The organism is Bacillus cereus group sp. MG1, assembly GCF_040460035.1.
Taxonomy (GTDB): Bacteria; Bacillota; Bacilli; order Bacillales; family Bacillaceae_G; genus Bacillus_A; species Bacillus_A cereus.
Genome location: NZ_JARVGY010000001.1, coordinates 5,009,820 through 5,023,673, shown reverse-complemented (window position 1 = coordinate 5,023,673; position 13,854 = coordinate 5,009,820). Strand labels below are relative to the sequence as shown.

The following is a 13,854-nucleotide window of genomic DNA, read 5'->3' as shown; positions in this document are numbered from 1 at the left end:
AACCTTCTCTTCTCAATGATAATATCCTCTATCTATAACTTAAAACATGCTCTCACAACAGCTCCTTGAAACAGAAAAAAAACAGTAGGAAGTGATTACTCTTTTCCTACTGATTGAAATAAAATTATACGGTAAATCTTAGCTTCTTAAAAAATGTAGCGATAGTATTTTTTACAGTTTCAAAATTATAAGCAAACGTGTTATCTCCACTTAATAATGAAATACATGTTAAACCTGCAGCTTTAATAAAAGCTTTTACATCTACAAGCATAGAATTAGCCTCCATGAATTTAATTACAATCATTATAACAGGTGTTTTACGATGCTAACATGAAAGTAATAAATAAATTTCTATTATTAATTTATCCCGCTATTTGCCGGGCAGTAAGATCCCCACCTCAAAATTCAGCGGAAACAAAGAAGTTAGGTGGGGGCCCTACTGTCCGTAAAAGCCCGATTGGTGAGGGCTGATAATCAGTGGGGATGAACACCCCCCACTGATTAAAGTTTCACTTTATTTAGCTCACAGTACACCATTCCAATGTCATATAAAAAAGCTGCCCAAAAAGGGCAGCTTCAAATATGTATATTACACTTCGATTGATTTACCATCTTCAACAATATGATAAAGTAAATGCGCTAAATGATGAATTGGACCGTATTCTTCCTCTTCCTCATCTGTTTCACCTTGGAACTCAAGATCGTTTAAGTACAGTGCTAAAAATTGATAGTATAGTTTTAAATCAAATCCGTAGCACGCAGTTGGCTCTTCATGATCACCTTCGTATTGTAACATTAAGTATTGATCGTTTCCTTCTGCATCTTCTGCGTCAAAGAATACGAAGAATCCAACGTTTGTATCTAAATCAAATAGATGACGAGTGCCTTTTTCTGTTGCTTTGTTAAAGTCCTCTTCACTTAATTTATGTACTGTTGTCGCTTTAGCATTATCTTCTTGATGGAAATTTACTGTGAATGTTTTCAATGCTGACACCTCCTGATTGTATAATACTAGCATAACATATAAAAAGGACTGCTTACAAATGTAAACAGTCCTTACATTCATTTTCGCATTGCTCGTAATAAGAAGCTTACGATGAAAATTAAAATGATCGCACCGATTAAAGCTGGAATAATTGCATATCCGCCAATGACTGGACCAAAACTACCAAGTAATTTCGAACCAACCCAAGAACCGATAATACCAGCAATAATATTACCTATTACACCACCAGGTACGTCCTTTCCAGTAATTAAGCTCGCAAGCCACCCTAATATACCACCGACGATTAAAGACCAAATCATATAATAACCTCCTTTACATTTCACCAATCAAAATATAATTAGAAACAATTGCTTACCATTAGTTATGTGACATTTTTCATAAGTTATTCATGTTGTTCAACTTTAAGATTTTTGAGAATAATACACACAGATTAAACCTTTTTTTGAACTAACGATTTATCCGACTTGTTATTACACACATTAAGGACAATCTGGCTTCAATATTGTTCGCATAAACTCTTCTTTAAAAGCTGCATAGTTAAAACCAACAGCAATTCTTTGAATCGGCCGATCATCAAACCTTGTTGGCTCAGCTATTTTTCTAAAGTCTGCTACACTTTGGCCCCTAGTCACATCATTTGTCGTACTAATCCACACTGCCGATTTTTTATATTCGAAAATACTGTCATTTATAAACGAGATAAACGGTAATAAATCGTGTATAGGACTCCCACCAATACCCGGATATTCTTTTTTATAAAAGTTCTCATAATAAAAATCAATCATTGGTTTAATGAGTTTCGCCTGTCCAGTTCCTTGTTTATCTATTATATTGGCCATTTCAGGTGTTATAAGCGCGCCCTGTGTTACATTTAACGGGTATATGCTAGCGTTTTTCGCATATTTCATAACAATATTTACTGCAATTGGATCACCATAAAAATTCGCTTCAGATACTGGTGTAACATTACCTGGAAATAGGAAAGCGCCGCCCATTATATAATACGAACAAATACGATCCATTATATTTGGATACAATAAAAATAACGTAGCAAGCGTCGTTAGTCTCCCTGTCGCCACAATTATAATATCTTCTGGACAAGGTTCGATTAATTTGATTAATTCACAAAAATTTTCTCGTTTACAAATTCTCATCTCAGGTGGAATAATAGGACCTAAACCGTGATCCCCGTGGATTTCAGGGAAAAACAAAGGCTCTTCAGCTGTCATCGGTCTACTCGCACCTTCAATAATTTTCACTTGTGTAGCATAATACCTTTCTAAAAAATAAACATTTTCCGTAACGATATCTCGTGATACATTCCCATACTCAGCAACAATACCTAAAATATCTAATTTACATGTTTTATTTGCATAAATTAACGCTACGGCGTCATCAATACCAAAGTCTCCAAAAAAGATAATTTTCTTATTAACTATTCTCACCCCTCTTGAGCATAATCTACTATTATTATTATGTGAAAAAGACAAGGCGGTGAAACAGCGCAAACTAAAAGAGCCGCCTATTTATTGGCGACTTCAATCTTTTTATAAGACAAATATGCAAGTACATTTTTACTTAAATCGTATTTCGGGTTATTTCCTTTTCTCGGCTCTCTCATATGTGTCTTTTCAAATCCAGGAATGTCTGGCATTTTCCCCATAAATTCAAGCATTTCTTCCTCAGTACCTTCAATGCGTACACGAATCATTATAACTATTCCTCAATTCTCAGTTTCTCTGTACTAAGTATATCGTACTTCAGAAAGACTGCAACACATTTATCTTTATCTTTTTAACGTTGTACTTTTTTTACATATAAACATAGCCATTTCAGTATAGAACGATTCTACTTTATTATTTTTAAATTGAATATTAAAATATCCCTTCATTTCGTTTGGTGCTTTCATCATACATTCTGTTAATTTTTCACGCTTTTGTAAAGGGACATCCATCATATTACACCACCAGTCAAAATCAAACTTCTTATCAAAAGTAAGACATGACTGCATTTGCAAACCGTTTTTTTCTAATAAAGTAAGCCATTCTGTCTTTTTTAGAGCTCGTTCATGACTTGGGTCACGCTTTTTTTCTATAAAATTATAAAATGTATCATATTCATTATTTTCTGGCGAAACATTATCTATTAAGATGAATAATCCATTATTCTCCAACGTACGATTTACTTCATAAATAAATTGAGCCGGACTCGTAAAATGATGGGCTGCAATCCGGCATGTAATTGTATCAAAAAAATGGTCTGCAAATGGTAAATTCTCTGCATTTCCTGCTACAAAAGATACATTTTCATGACCATTCTGCTTTATAAAAACTTTTGCTTTTTCTAACATCTGTTCTGTTAAATCAAGTGCAACTACTTCTTCAAACATAGGTGCTAACATATTTGCCACATGCCCGCCACCAGTAGCAACATCAAGAAGACGATTATTATGACGAGACTCAACTTGTTGAACTACATATTGTAAATCCAGTCCTTTAGCATGTATTTTACTATTTATATATTTATCTGCATTGCTGCCAAACTGTTTTTTCACAAGCTCTTCTTTACTCATATTATCATCTTCTTTCTATTGTTATTTACATATACGACTCATATAATTATTACAATTCTCTTAATGTATTTTCAAATCCTCTTTTCATCTCACTTCTTATCATATTTACCTTTCATTAAAATAATATAATTTTGCATTTTATTATTAAACAAAAAAAAGGCTATGGGAACTTCCCCCCTAACCTGAATAAATATTTACTACATTTTTATTTCTTCGTATATATCTATATAATATAAATCCTCTTTCAACTTCATAATAACATCTACTTCGTTATAAGTAGCCTCACGAGCATGTAAACCAAATTGATCCATACCAATCCATATCCACCCAGGTGTAAGATATAAAACATCTATATTAAAATAATCTAACTTAGTAAGCTCCGATGTAATAAATTTATCTTTATTAGCGATTTGTTTATCTATTAAACCGTATTCTTTCCCATTTTCAAATAGCGATATAAATTTCCCTACAATCGGATGTTCACGAACAATAAAATGATATTCTTTTTCTTCTATATTTACCACAATCAAACGAGAAACAGATAAATCAGGCCCTGAATTCGACATATTTGTTTATTCACCTCCTTATATAGGCTTCTTAAATATGATAACAAATGAATATTCAAATTAAGTTAATATAATGTAAAAAATAAAAAAGCTGATTTCCCTTTAGAAATCAGCCTTTATAATTTGATCAACTTTATTCTTTTACAAATTATTATAATGTTTCTTTTTCCTCATCATTTCCAGAAACTAAATTTCCTATAGCATCCGCTGTTACTTCCACTACAAATTCACAAATACCAGCTACAACTTCTCCAAGTATTTCATCCATCTTTTTACCCCCTTATTTTATGTAACCTATTTGCATTATAGAAGAAATTGGTAAATACAAACTATCGAAAAAGGTGACATAAACCTTACAGAATTGTAAGCTCTTTTATCCCTTTACTTATCCCCTTTGAAACTCCAAGTATTTTTAGCAGACATATAGGCCATCATAATATGAAGCAAGTAATAATTTAGTGTCAGGAGGCATTTAATATGTATTACGTAAAATTAATTAAAGGTCAATCTTTCTACGCTTTTGATCATCGTTTCTTAGTGTCTGAAGAAGAAGAGGTTTCAGAGAAAATTTATAATTACTTACGACGTAATGAATTTTTTGAAGTACGTAAAGAAGAATATTCTGCTTAATTACAAAAAGCATTAAGAAAAATATCATCTTATTGTGATATATTCTTAATGCTTTTATGTGAATTTCTTCTTTTCAATAATTATTGTTGACTCTATTAAATAATCCAGTATTTGTCCAAGCTAATTCTTCACTATTTTCATATTCTAGTATATGAGGAGGTGAAGAATATGACTCATATCATTGATTACCAAGCTACTCAGCCTATAAGTAAAACTGGTGAAACAACTTTTGCAATCCCAGCTTCTCCAAATAAAGCAATTTTAGCAAATTTAAAATTGAGAATTTCAAGTAGAGATTCACGAAATAATCGAGTAGAATTAATCGCTACAGTTGGTGTAGAAGGTATAACTGAGATTTCCCAAGTTTTATTTCGAATTTTTCGTGATAATATTGAACTTTTCAATACACAAGTAGGTATTGAATCAACAGGTTCTGAACAATTCTACGTACAAACATTTCAAGCTATAGATCAAAACGTTAGCAGTGGAACACACGAATATTCATTAACCGTAGAAAACCTTACTAGTGGTGCAAGTGCAGAAGTTGTTGGCCCACTATCTTTTAGCGCTTTAGCTATTGGACAAGAGCGTAAATGTTGCTAAGTGAATCTAATATTTAATTTTGTACTTGAGAAAAGCGAGGCGTAGTTATACGTTCTTGCTTTTTTATATGTATCCTTACTTTCTATTAGCTTTAATCATAAATTTTTTACGTTTTGATTCACTTATTACATCAATTAACACATCAAATTTTTGACAAATCAAAAAGATTGAAATCCAATTATGAAACACGTAATATAGACTCTGACTCTAAAAAAGTTCGTATGAAAATAATGCATAAATAAGGAGGTTTTATATACGAGTTTTTCATTTTAAAAGACGGAGAGGTTTTATGTTATGTGGCGTAATAAAAACGTTTGGATTGTTCTAATTGGGGAGTTTATTGCAGGTCTAGGATTATGGCTTGGTATTCTTGGCAACCTTGAATTTATGCAAAAATATGTCCCTTCTGATTTCATGAAATCAGTTATATTATTTATCGGACTATTAGCCGGTGTTCTAGTTGGACCTATGGCTGGCCGTGTCATCGATCAGTATGAAAAGAAAAAAGTTCTTCTTTACGCTGGGTTTGGTCGAGTTTTAAGTGTTATTTTCATGTTTTTTGCTATTCAATTTGAAAGTATCGCATTTATGATCGCATTTATGGTTGCTCTTCAAATTTCAGCAGCATTTTATTTCCCTGCATTACAATCTGTAATTCCACTCATCGTACGTGAGCATGAGTTATTACAAATGAACGGTGTACATATGAATGTTGGTACAATTGCTCGTATTGCAGGCACTTCACTAGGTGGAATTCTTTTAGTTGTGATGAGTTTACAGTACATGTATGCCTTCTCAATGGCAGCATACGCCTTATTATTCCTCTCGACTTTCTTCCTACAATTCGAAGACAAAAAATCAACAACACCAAGTAAACAAGCTGCAAAAGATAATAGCTTTATGGAAGTATTTCGTATTTTAAAAGGAATTCCTATTGCTTTTACAGCACTTATATTAAGTATCATCCCTCTATTATTTATAGCTGGGTTTAATTTAATGGTTATTAACATTAGCGAAATGCAACATGATCCTACGATTAAAGGGTTCATATATACAATTGAAGGTGTCGCATTTATGTTAGGTGCCTTCGTAATTAAACGTCTATCTGATCATTTCAAACCTGAAAAATTACTATATTTCTTCGCAGTTTGTACTGCTTTTGCACATCTGTCATTGTTCTTTAGCGATATAAAATGGATGGCTCTTACATCATTTGGTTTGTTTGGGTTTAGTGTTGGCTGCTTCTTCCCTATTATGTCGACGATTTTCCAAACGAAAGTGGAAAAAAGTTATCACGGTCGCCTCTTCTCATTCCGTAATATGTTTGAGAGGGTTATGTTCCAAATCGTCTTACTTGGCACAGGTTTCTTCTTAGATACAATTGGGTTACAATATATGGTTCTCATCTTTGGAGTCGTTTCATTATTGATTATTTCTATTTCCCTTTCTAAGCAGAAACATTATGAAAAACAGCATTCGCAATCTGCAAATTTATAAAATAAACAAAGAAGTATGGGTCTAATATTGAATCCATACTTCTTTGTTTTATAATACGCCTATTTATTACGTTTATTGAAATTACCTAAAGGAGTATCCCCCTTTTATTTCGAATAGATTATAAAAAGTACTCTTTATAAAAGGAGTGGTAAAATGTCTGATGGCATCGAAGTATTTATTGTCCTGCTCTTTGCAATTGCTCTGTTTAGCATCCTAAACTTTTTAGCCATTTCCTTATCTGGACATAGTTTTAAAAAAAGAATCGTGGCAGGTTTCATATTTTTACTACTGACTCCCATTATCTTTTTGACTATCGCAACATTTGCTTCTATATTCGATAAAGCAGGATTTGGCGCAGGTACGTTAGCCTTTATGACCGCAAGCGTATATATATTAAATGGAATAGTGATTCTGCTTTCCTCTTTATTTATCCTCAAAAAAGACATAACATAGGCTATAGTACTAGCATGAATCTGACTTTACACTAGATTCATGCTTATTTAATTTCTCCTAAATTTTTATATGAAATTAAATAATTCTTTAAAAAAATTTAAACTTTATTTATTATAATATCCCTATCGTATTCGCACGTTTATTAAAATTTAAAAGAAAGGAGCACAAAATGAAAAAGGTTCTACTTACAATTCCTATACTAATCATCCTACTTAGTGGATGCAGCAATAACGATATATACGGTTCTTGGGAAGTCGTTGACAATAAAAAAGGGGAATGCCCTGTATATTATAAATTTGAAACAGTTATCAAAAAAGAAAATAAAGAGGAAATTGTGCAAAATTTAGTAGAAATGCAAACAACAAAGAATAAAGACGATTTATATAAAGGCTCATTTGTCAAAAATTCTAATATATATCACATTGATTATGGTAATTCATTTACATCGGACCAAACTTTAAAAGTTGCCGACGGTACATTAAATGTATACTTTTTGACAGCCGAAAAATTATGCACATATAAAAAGAAATGATTACATTTCAGAGGAGACGCAGAAAATATTTTCTGCGTTATTTCACTTTAGAAATCGTCCACAAAAATAGCCCTTGTTTTCGTATTCTTTTTCATTCAAAACATGAGAAATATACTTAATAAAAACTAGAAAATATCTTAAGTTATATAAAATGAATCCTATAATAGACATTTCAATTAACACATCTACGCTATTTACATCGTTACTTTTCAAAATAGGCTAATCCTTCCTCTAAATTTGTCAATCGTTTTAATTTTCATAAAAAAATGATAAAATATAAACATGTGTTTTCAGAATAATTAAAAATGAAGAATGAAAGCACTGTTTTAGGAGGGGTTTTGATGACTTACACGTTAGCAACTAGAATGAAAGCATTCCAATCTTCTATATTTAGTGAATTAGGAGCCTATAAAAAAGAAAAAATTGCAGCAGGTCATAACATGATTGATTTGAGCATCGGAAATCCTGATATGCCGCCCGCTGATTTTGTAAGAGAAACAATGGTACATACAGCGAGTGAGAAAGAGAGCTACGGGTATACATTATCAGGTATTCAAGAATTTCACGAAGCTGTAACTGAATATTACAACAACACTCATAACGTTTTATTAAATGCGGATAAAGAAGTTTTATTGTTAATGGGTTCACAAGACGGGCTCGTTCATTTACCTATGGTTTATGCAAATCCAGGTGATATTATATTAGTTCCTGATCCAGGATATACAGCTTATGAAACAGGTATTCAAATGGCTGGTGCAACATCTTACTACATGCCTTTAAAGAAAGAGAATGATTTCTTACCAGACTTAGAAGTCATCCCTGAAGAAATTGCCGATCAAGCAAAGATGATGATTTTAAACTTCCCAGGGAATCCCGTTCCAGCAATGGCTCATGAAGATTTCTTTAAAGAAGTAATCGCATTCGCGAAAAAGCATAATATTATCGTTGTCCATGATTTTGCTTATGCTGAATTTTATTTCGATGGTAATAAGCCAATTAGCTTTCTCTCTGTACCTGGTGCTAAAGAAGTTGGTGTAGAAATCAATTCTTTGTCAAAAAGTTATAGTTTAGCAGGTAGCCGTATTGGATATATGATTGGAAACGAAGAAATTGTTCGTGCACTTACTCAATTTAAATCTAATACCGATTACGGTGTATTTTTACCAATTCAAAAAGCGGCATCTGTAGCACTAAGAAATGGCGCTGCATTTTGTGAGAAAAACCGCGATATTTATCAAGAACGGAGAGATACTTTAGTCGATGGATTCCGAGCATTTGGCTGGAATGTCGATAAGCCAGCTGGTAGTATGTTTGTCTGGGCTGAAATTCCACAAGGATGGACTTCTCTAGACTTCGCTTATGCATTAATGGATCGTGCGAATGTCGTTGTTACACCTGGTCATGCATTTGGACCTCATGGAGAAGGCTTCGTACGTATTGCACTCGTTCAAAATAAAGAAGTATTGCAACAAGTTGTTGAAAATATTAGAAATAGCGGCATTTTCGTCCTTGAAAAAGTAGATGAATTAGTTAAAAATTAGTTCCCACTCCCCTGCTTAACTTTAGCAGGGGTATTATTAATTGGAGGTACTTTCATATGCATATTAAAGACACGCTTCCCCATCGTTATCCATTTTTAATGATTGATAAAGTAACAAATGTAAAACAAGGTGAATCCGTTACAGGATATAAACTCATTACAAATAACGAATGGTTTATAAATGATAGTCAAAAACATATGCCTCATATGTTAATTGTAGAATCACTTGCCCAGCTTAGTGCATTTGTACATACAAGTGATTCTGAAGGACTAGGATTTCTCTCCTCTTTAGATGGAGTTGAATTCCACGGAAAAGCATATCCCGGTGATAAACTTGATTTACATTATGAGCTAACGCGCAATCGCCGAGGTTTTATTCTTGGTAAAGGTATTGCAACTGTAAACGACCAGCCTATTGTAACTATAGAAAAACTATTAATATATCAAGCAGATTAAAGTGTTCCTTATATCAGTTGGAAATATCTATTCTCAACCAATTAAGTAAATAGGAAAACATATTACGTAGTTAGGAGCAGGAAAATGGAACGTACTATCGGTATCGATGCTGGAGGCACATTAACGAAAATAGCTTATTTTAACGAAAAAAAGCTATTAACTTTTGAAAAATTTTATTCACATGAACAACATAAAATAATAGATTGGATTAAAAACAACAATGGCATAAAACAAATATGTATTACGGGTGGTAAATCGAAACTATTACAGCATCTGCTTACAGGTTCATATAAAATAATAGAGCTAAACGAATTTGAATCTACTCTTGCAGGTGTCCAATACATATTAAAAGAAGAAAAACACACTATAAACAATTTTATTTTAACCAATATCGGTACAGGTACTTCTATCCATTATGTTTATAATGAACAATATATTCGCGCTGGTGGAACCGGAGTTGGCGGTGGGACTATTATGGGACTTTCAAAATTGTTAACAAATACAAATCATTTTGAAGATGTAATCCCTCTAACAAAAGTAGGATCTAGAAAAGAACTAGATATTACGGTTGGAGATATTTATAGTGGTATTCTTTCCCCTATCGATAATAACTTAACTGCTAGCAATTTTGGTAAAGCCGCTATTTCAGAATCGAAATATAATAGCTCAGACATACTTGCTACTATACAAGGACTTGTCGGTGAAGTCGTTACTGCATTAAGCCTTCAATTCGCTGAAACAAAAAACATTAAACATATTATTTATATTGGTTCGACTTTATGTAATAACGTACAACTTCAACATATTATAAGTAGCTACACCGAATATCAAAATAAAACACCAATCTTTTTACAAGATGGTGGTAATAGCGGTGCAATTGGTGCATTACTTCATGCTACGAAATAAAAAGCTGACTTTTGTCAGCTTTTTAAAAATGGCACTTCAAATTCAATAATTGATTCCCCGTTCTCTCCAATTCGCTCCACGCTTATTCTATCAATCACACAATTTAACTTCCCATGAAAACTAGGAATCTCCTTCACTACTTCAGCAGCTAATTTGGCACTTTCTTTTCTTCCGACTGTTACATGCGGGATGTACGGAATGTCTTCTTTCAAAAATTGTAATAAAGGTCCTGTATACAGCCTATCATGTAGTTCTTCTATTTGTTTTCTTCCTCTATCAACTTCTAAAAACAAATAGTTTCCTACGCTAGTGATACGATTTGCAAACTCAATTTCAATTTTGCCTCCCCCTTTTGATACATTAAAAATATGAGATTTTAATTCATCATTTGAAATATTACTCTTAAACGGGAATACGATTGTTATATGCGGTGGAATTAATCCAAATAAAGGATCATGTTTATGTCTAATGTTCTCTATTTTATCGATGGACATGTTGTTTAGAAAAAGTAAAATTGTACGCATTTTTATCCCCTCAACTTTTCCTCATTATAATATGTATCATATTCTATGACAGCCTGCCCTTCAACAACTTGTTTTGCTTACCTATAAAAATAAAAAAACTTCTCAAATGAGAAGTTTTCATATAGCATGATTATTATTTTCCCGCCAAACTTTCCTAAACTTTATATAACAAGCAATTCTCCATGGAATAATATACGAGACAGCAACAACGTAAAATAATAAACCAATCGTTTGTTGATCTAAATCAACGATAAATTGTCTTGAACCATATCTTAAAACGACAAGTGCAATAAAAGTAATTAAAAAAGCTGCACTTTTTTTCGTATAAATATTCCCATCATCTCTTCGCTCATAATTTGTTAGTGCTATAAGTGGTACAGAGAAAAGAATCCCAATAAATGCTGCTATAGCCACTTGTAGTACAGCTGGATGTACGGGACCTAAAAACCATACAATACCTGGTGTTAAAAATAGTAATGGCCATAAAATACGTTTTCCCGATCCCTTTATTGGCTTATACATGGAGCGATAACGACGCCAAAATATTAGTAGTGCAATGCATAAAAAAACGGTTATTAATGAAGAAGTATCTCCCATTCACTCTTCCTTCTCCCCTAAAATAATTGTATTTAAATTGTATCTTCAAACGAAACCTTACGAATAAATAGAGCGCTAATTACAATATATATGCAAATAAGAACTATTGAAACTAATATGAAATTAGGTATTTCTAGTAACATTTTACTATTAATAAACACCAACTCTTTTATACCTATCCCTGCATACATTGTACTCGCCAATCCGAATAAAACTATTATACTAAAGGCCAATCCGAACCAATTAAATCTTTTCTGAACAATAGTTGTTGATTGGAATAAACAAGCTAATGTACTATAAAATATGAATTGTACAAAGAATTGTTCAATTGCAGATGCTCCTAAATTTACATGTTCTGTTTTATAAAATGTATCCTGTAAAAACAAAGCTTGAAGACATGAAAACAATGCTGATTGCAATAAATTAAAACATATTGAACCAATCAAAAATTGCAACCTAGTGACACCAAACGAGACGACTGTAGGAAAAATATCAAGTTGAATAAGAAACACGCTTATCACAATAAACATTACGATTACAATTGATGAATTATTGAAAATATCATGTAAAAATGCTACCTTTATTCCCTTTAAATCAGTTGCAGTCATTGTCCCTTTTATAAGTAATGCCACAGTCCAAAAGATAAGAATGGCTTTATACTGATATTTTATATGTAACTTCAACTGCTTCATTAACATCGTCATTTTATTTCACCCCCAGTTATATGAATAAATAGTTTTTGTAATGTAATTCTATCAATTGATAACCCTTCTTTTTCAAGAGAGTAATAATCTTCATTAGAAAGTTCTTCCCATATAACAGAAATCCTCTTATTTCCATAAACTTCTCGATTTATTACTTTTTTATTGATTGAAAACTCATCCACTTTATCTTTTTTTCCTGAAATAATATGACCTTGTCGTAATAAATCTTCCACTGATGATTGAACAACAAGTGCACCTTCTTTTATGATGATTACATCTTCAATAACATGAGTTACTTCTTCTACTAAATGTGTTGATAATATAATTGTTCGTGGATGCTCACCGTAATCTTCTAGTAGTAGACTATAAAATAATTCACGGTGTGCTGCGTCTAAACCTGTAGTTGGTTCATCAAAAATAGTAATAGGTGCTCTACTTGCTAATCCTTGAATGATTCCGACAACAGTTTGCATTCCGTGTGATAATTTATGATATTTTTCTTTCAAATTAAGTTGAAATTTCCTAGCAAGTTCTTCAGCAAACTTTTGATCCCAGTTTTTATAAAACATGTTACATAAATTAAAAATCTCTTTAACTTTATTATTTAGATATGCAGCTTCTTTCACTTTAACAAAACAAATATTTTGCATCGCTTTACTATTCTCAAAAACATGTTCACCAAATATTGATATGCTTCCACTACTTGAAGTAATTTGACCTGCAAGTAAATTTAATAGTGTCGTTTTCCCTGCTCCGTTCCTTCCAAGCAAACCATATATTTTATGCTCTTCCAATGAGATCGTTACTTCATTTACAGCTATTTTCTTTTTATATTTTTTCGTTACATCTTTCGTTTCAAGTGCAATCATCCCTCTTTCCCCTCCTTCGTAATCTTTTGAATCATATCCATCAATTCATTTTTTGATATTTCTAGTACTTTCGCTTCTTCCCACACTTTAGGTAAATATTCAGTCATAAAAGTATTTTGTCTTTTTTTTAGTACGACTTCTTTCGCTCCCTTTGCAACAAACATTCCGATCCCTCTCTTTTTATATAAAATCCCCTCATCTACTAATACATTCACCCCTTTAGCTGCAGTAGCCGGATTTATTTGTAACATCTTCGCAAATTGATTTGTCGATGGAACTTGTTCTTCTTCAAGCAATATGTCTTTTAAAATATCAGATTCAATCGTTTCTGCAATTTGTAAGTATATTAATTTATTTTGCTCCAGAGTAGGTTTCACACTTTCACCACCTTAGGTTCAT

Annotated in this window: 20 protein-coding genes; 8 read left to right on the top strand and 12 right to left on the bottom strand. The window is 32.3% G+C overall.

Annotation, left to right across the window (positions count from 1 at the left end):
- Positions 1 to 124: 124 nt before the first annotated feature.
- The 7 genes from QCI79_RS26185 to QCI79_RS26155 all read right to left on the bottom strand — a co-directional run bounded on the left by QCI79_RS26185 (position 125) and on the right by QCI79_RS26155 (position 4,144).
- The gene (locus QCI79_RS26185) at positions 125 to 271 is read right to left on the bottom strand and encodes a hypothetical protein (RefSeq protein ID WP_000959545.1); all 147 of its coding nucleotides are present in this window, start codon (positions 269 to 271) and stop codon (positions 125 to 127) included.
- Positions 272 to 589: 318 nt separating this feature from the next.
- Positions 590 to 985 (bottom strand): hypothetical protein, encoded by a 396-nt coding sequence (locus QCI79_RS26180; protein WP_000847587.1) that lies wholly within the window; start codon positions 983 to 985, stop codon positions 590 to 592.
- A gap of 77 nt (positions 986 to 1,062) precedes the next feature.
- On the bottom strand, positions 1,063 to 1,305 hold the full coding sequence (locus QCI79_RS26175) for a GlsB/YeaQ/YmgE family stress response membrane protein (RefSeq protein WP_000638306.1): 243 nt from the start codon (positions 1,303 to 1,305) through the stop codon (positions 1,063 to 1,065).
- A gap of 180 nt (positions 1,306 to 1,485) precedes the next feature.
- Entirely contained in the window at positions 1,486 to 2,451 is a 966-nt protein-coding gene (locus QCI79_RS26170; RefSeq protein WP_001223686.1) for a nucleoside hydrolase, read from the bottom strand.
- 77 nt (positions 2,452 to 2,528) lie between these two features.
- Positions 2,529 to 2,717 (bottom strand): DUF3970 family protein, encoded by a 189-nt coding sequence (locus tag QCI79_RS26165; protein WP_021728556.1) that lies wholly within the window; start codon positions 2,715 to 2,717, stop codon positions 2,529 to 2,531.
- A gap of 75 nt (positions 2,718 to 2,792) precedes the next feature.
- Positions 2,793 to 3,578 (bottom strand): class I SAM-dependent methyltransferase, encoded by a 786-nt coding sequence (locus QCI79_RS26160; RefSeq protein WP_000031298.1) that lies wholly within the window; start codon positions 3,576 to 3,578, stop codon positions 2,793 to 2,795.
- A 197-nt stretch (positions 3,579 to 3,775) separates the two neighbouring features.
- Positions 3,776 to 4,144, bottom strand: coding sequence for a hypothetical protein (locus QCI79_RS26155; RefSeq protein WP_000071478.1), 369 nt, complete (start codon positions 4,142 to 4,144; stop codon positions 3,776 to 3,778).
- 477 nt (positions 4,145 to 4,621) lie between these two features.
- Here QCI79_RS26155 and QCI79_RS26150 point away from each other — a divergent pair, with 477 nt between their 5' ends.
- From QCI79_RS26150 to coaW, 8 genes are all read left to right on the top strand, one after another.
- A complete protein-coding gene (locus tag QCI79_RS26150) occupies positions 4,622 to 4,774 on the top strand; it encodes a YqbF domain-containing protein (protein WP_000291905.1) in 153 nt (50 codons plus the stop codon).
- Positions 4,775 to 4,942: 168 nt separating this feature from the next.
- Positions 4,943 to 5,377: an exosporium protein ExsC gene (exsC, locus tag QCI79_RS26145; RefSeq protein WP_000148800.1), complete on the top strand. Its 435-nt coding sequence runs from the start codon at positions 4,943 to 4,945 to the stop codon at positions 5,375 to 5,377.
- Between the two features lie 294 nt (positions 5,378 to 5,671).
- Positions 5,672 to 6,874 carry an MFS transporter gene (locus tag QCI79_RS26140; protein ID WP_000269261.1) on the top strand — a complete coding sequence of 401 codons (1,203 nt, stop codon included), beginning with the start codon at positions 5,672 to 5,674 and terminating at the stop codon, positions 6,872 to 6,874.
- Between the two features lie 153 nt (positions 6,875 to 7,027).
- Positions 7,028 to 7,327 carry a hypothetical protein gene (locus tag QCI79_RS26135; RefSeq protein WP_001279464.1) on the top strand — a complete coding sequence of 100 codons (300 nt, stop codon included), beginning with the start codon at positions 7,028 to 7,030 and terminating at the stop codon, positions 7,325 to 7,327.
- Positions 7,328 to 7,496: 169 nt separating this feature from the next.
- On the top strand, positions 7,497 to 7,859 hold the full coding sequence (locus QCI79_RS26130; RefSeq protein ID WP_000757016.1) for a hypothetical protein: 363 nt from the start codon (positions 7,497 to 7,499) through the stop codon (positions 7,857 to 7,859).
- 341 nt (positions 7,860 to 8,200) lie between these two features.
- The gene (locus tag QCI79_RS26125) at positions 8,201 to 9,400 is read left to right on the top strand and encodes an LL-diaminopimelate aminotransferase (RefSeq protein ID WP_000222699.1); all 1,200 of its coding nucleotides are present in this window, start codon (positions 8,201 to 8,203) and stop codon (positions 9,398 to 9,400) included.
- A gap of 56 nt (positions 9,401 to 9,456) precedes the next feature.
- A complete protein-coding gene (locus QCI79_RS26120; RefSeq protein WP_000547659.1) occupies positions 9,457 to 9,855 on the top strand; it encodes a 3-hydroxyacyl-ACP dehydratase FabZ family protein in 399 nt (132 codons plus the stop codon).
- A gap of 84 nt (positions 9,856 to 9,939) precedes the next feature.
- Complete coding sequence (gene coaW / locus QCI79_RS26115) at positions 9,940 to 10,761, top strand: type II pantothenate kinase (protein ID WP_000442495.1); 822 nt, start codon at positions 9,940 to 9,942, stop codon at positions 10,759 to 10,761.
- Positions 10,762 to 10,775: 14 nt separating this feature from the next.
- On the opposite strand, the gene QCI79_RS26110 is transcribed toward coaW, so the two are convergent.
- From QCI79_RS26110 to QCI79_RS26090, 5 genes are all read right to left on the bottom strand, one after another.
- A complete protein-coding gene (locus tag QCI79_RS26110) occupies positions 10,776 to 11,285 on the bottom strand; it encodes a 2'-5' RNA ligase family protein (protein ID WP_001259205.1) in 510 nt (169 codons plus the stop codon).
- Positions 11,286 to 11,402: 117 nt separating this feature from the next.
- The gene (locus tag QCI79_RS26105) at positions 11,403 to 11,882 is read right to left on the bottom strand and encodes a CcdC family protein (RefSeq protein WP_000502975.1); all 480 of its coding nucleotides are present in this window, start codon (positions 11,880 to 11,882) and stop codon (positions 11,403 to 11,405) included.
- 32 nt (positions 11,883 to 11,914) lie between these two features.
- Complete coding sequence (locus tag QCI79_RS26100; RefSeq protein ID WP_000178179.1) at positions 11,915 to 12,586, bottom strand: DUF4052 family protein; 672 nt, start codon at positions 12,584 to 12,586, stop codon at positions 11,915 to 11,917.
- Entirely contained in the window at positions 12,583 to 13,455 is an 873-nt protein-coding gene (locus QCI79_RS26095) for an ATP-binding cassette domain-containing protein (protein ID WP_000560916.1), read from the bottom strand. Before QCI79_RS26095 ends, QCI79_RS26100 begins: the two co-directional genes overlap by 4 nt.
- Positions 13,452 to 13,832, bottom strand: a complete 381-nt coding sequence (locus tag QCI79_RS26090; protein ID WP_000805199.1) for a GntR family transcriptional regulator — start codon at positions 13,830 to 13,832, stop codon at positions 13,452 to 13,454. The genes QCI79_RS26095 and QCI79_RS26090 overlap by 4 nt, the downstream gene beginning before the upstream one ends.
- Positions 13,833 to 13,854: the final 22 nt, after the last annotated feature.

What these genes read in the sequence shown, in the direction of transcription:
- QCI79_RS26185 (WP_000959545.1), bottom strand. Translation starts at nt 271, where the DNA reads ATGCTTGTAGATGTAAAAGCTTTTATTAAAGCTGCAGGTTTAACATGT.
- QCI79_RS26175 (WP_000638306.1), bottom strand. Translation starts at nt 1,305, where the DNA reads ATGATTTGGTCTTTAATCGTCGGTGGTATATTAGGGTGGCTTGCGAGC.
- QCI79_RS26165 (WP_021728556.1), bottom strand. Translation starts at nt 2,717, where the DNA reads ATGATTCGTGTACGCATTGAAGGTACTGAGGAAGAAATGCTTGAATTT.
- QCI79_RS26160 (WP_000031298.1), bottom strand. Translation starts at nt 3,578, where the DNA reads ATGAGTAAAGAAGAGCTTGTGAAAAAACAGTTTGGCAGCAATGCAGAT.
- QCI79_RS26155 (WP_000071478.1), bottom strand. Translation starts at nt 4,144, where the DNA reads ATGTCGAATTCAGGGCCTGATTTATCTGTTTCTCGTTTGATTGTGGTA.
- QCI79_RS26150 (WP_000291905.1), top strand. Translation starts at nt 4,622, where the DNA reads ATGTATTACGTAAAATTAATTAAAGGTCAATCTTTCTACGCTTTTGAT.
- exsC (WP_000148800.1), top strand. Translation starts at nt 4,943, where the DNA reads ATGACTCATATCATTGATTACCAAGCTACTCAGCCTATAAGTAAAACT.
- QCI79_RS26140 (WP_000269261.1), top strand. Translation starts at nt 5,672, where the DNA reads ATGTGGCGTAATAAAAACGTTTGGATTGTTCTAATTGGGGAGTTTATT.
- QCI79_RS26135 (WP_001279464.1), top strand. Translation starts at nt 7,028, where the DNA reads ATGTCTGATGGCATCGAAGTATTTATTGTCCTGCTCTTTGCAATTGCT.
- QCI79_RS26130 (WP_000757016.1), top strand. Translation starts at nt 7,497, where the DNA reads ATGAAAAAGGTTCTACTTACAATTCCTATACTAATCATCCTACTTAGT.
- QCI79_RS26125 (WP_000222699.1), top strand. Translation starts at nt 8,201, where the DNA reads ATGACTTACACGTTAGCAACTAGAATGAAAGCATTCCAATCTTCTATA.
- QCI79_RS26120 (WP_000547659.1), top strand. Translation starts at nt 9,457, where the DNA reads ATGCATATTAAAGACACGCTTCCCCATCGTTATCCATTTTTAATGATT.
- coaW (WP_000442495.1), top strand. Translation starts at nt 9,940, where the DNA reads ATGGAACGTACTATCGGTATCGATGCTGGAGGCACATTAACGAAAATA.
- QCI79_RS26110 (WP_001259205.1), bottom strand. Translation starts at nt 11,285, where the DNA reads ATGCGTACAATTTTACTTTTTCTAAACAACATGTCCATCGATAAAATA.
- QCI79_RS26105 (WP_000502975.1), bottom strand. Translation starts at nt 11,882, where the DNA reads ATGGGAGATACTTCTTCATTAATAACCGTTTTTTTATGCATTGCACTA.
- QCI79_RS26100 (WP_000178179.1), bottom strand. Translation starts at nt 12,586, where the DNA reads ATGACGATGTTAATGAAGCAGTTGAAGTTACATATAAAATATCAGTAT.
- QCI79_RS26095 (WP_000560916.1), bottom strand. Translation starts at nt 13,455, where the DNA reads ATGATTGCACTTGAAACGAAAGATGTAACGAAAAAATATAAAAAGAAA.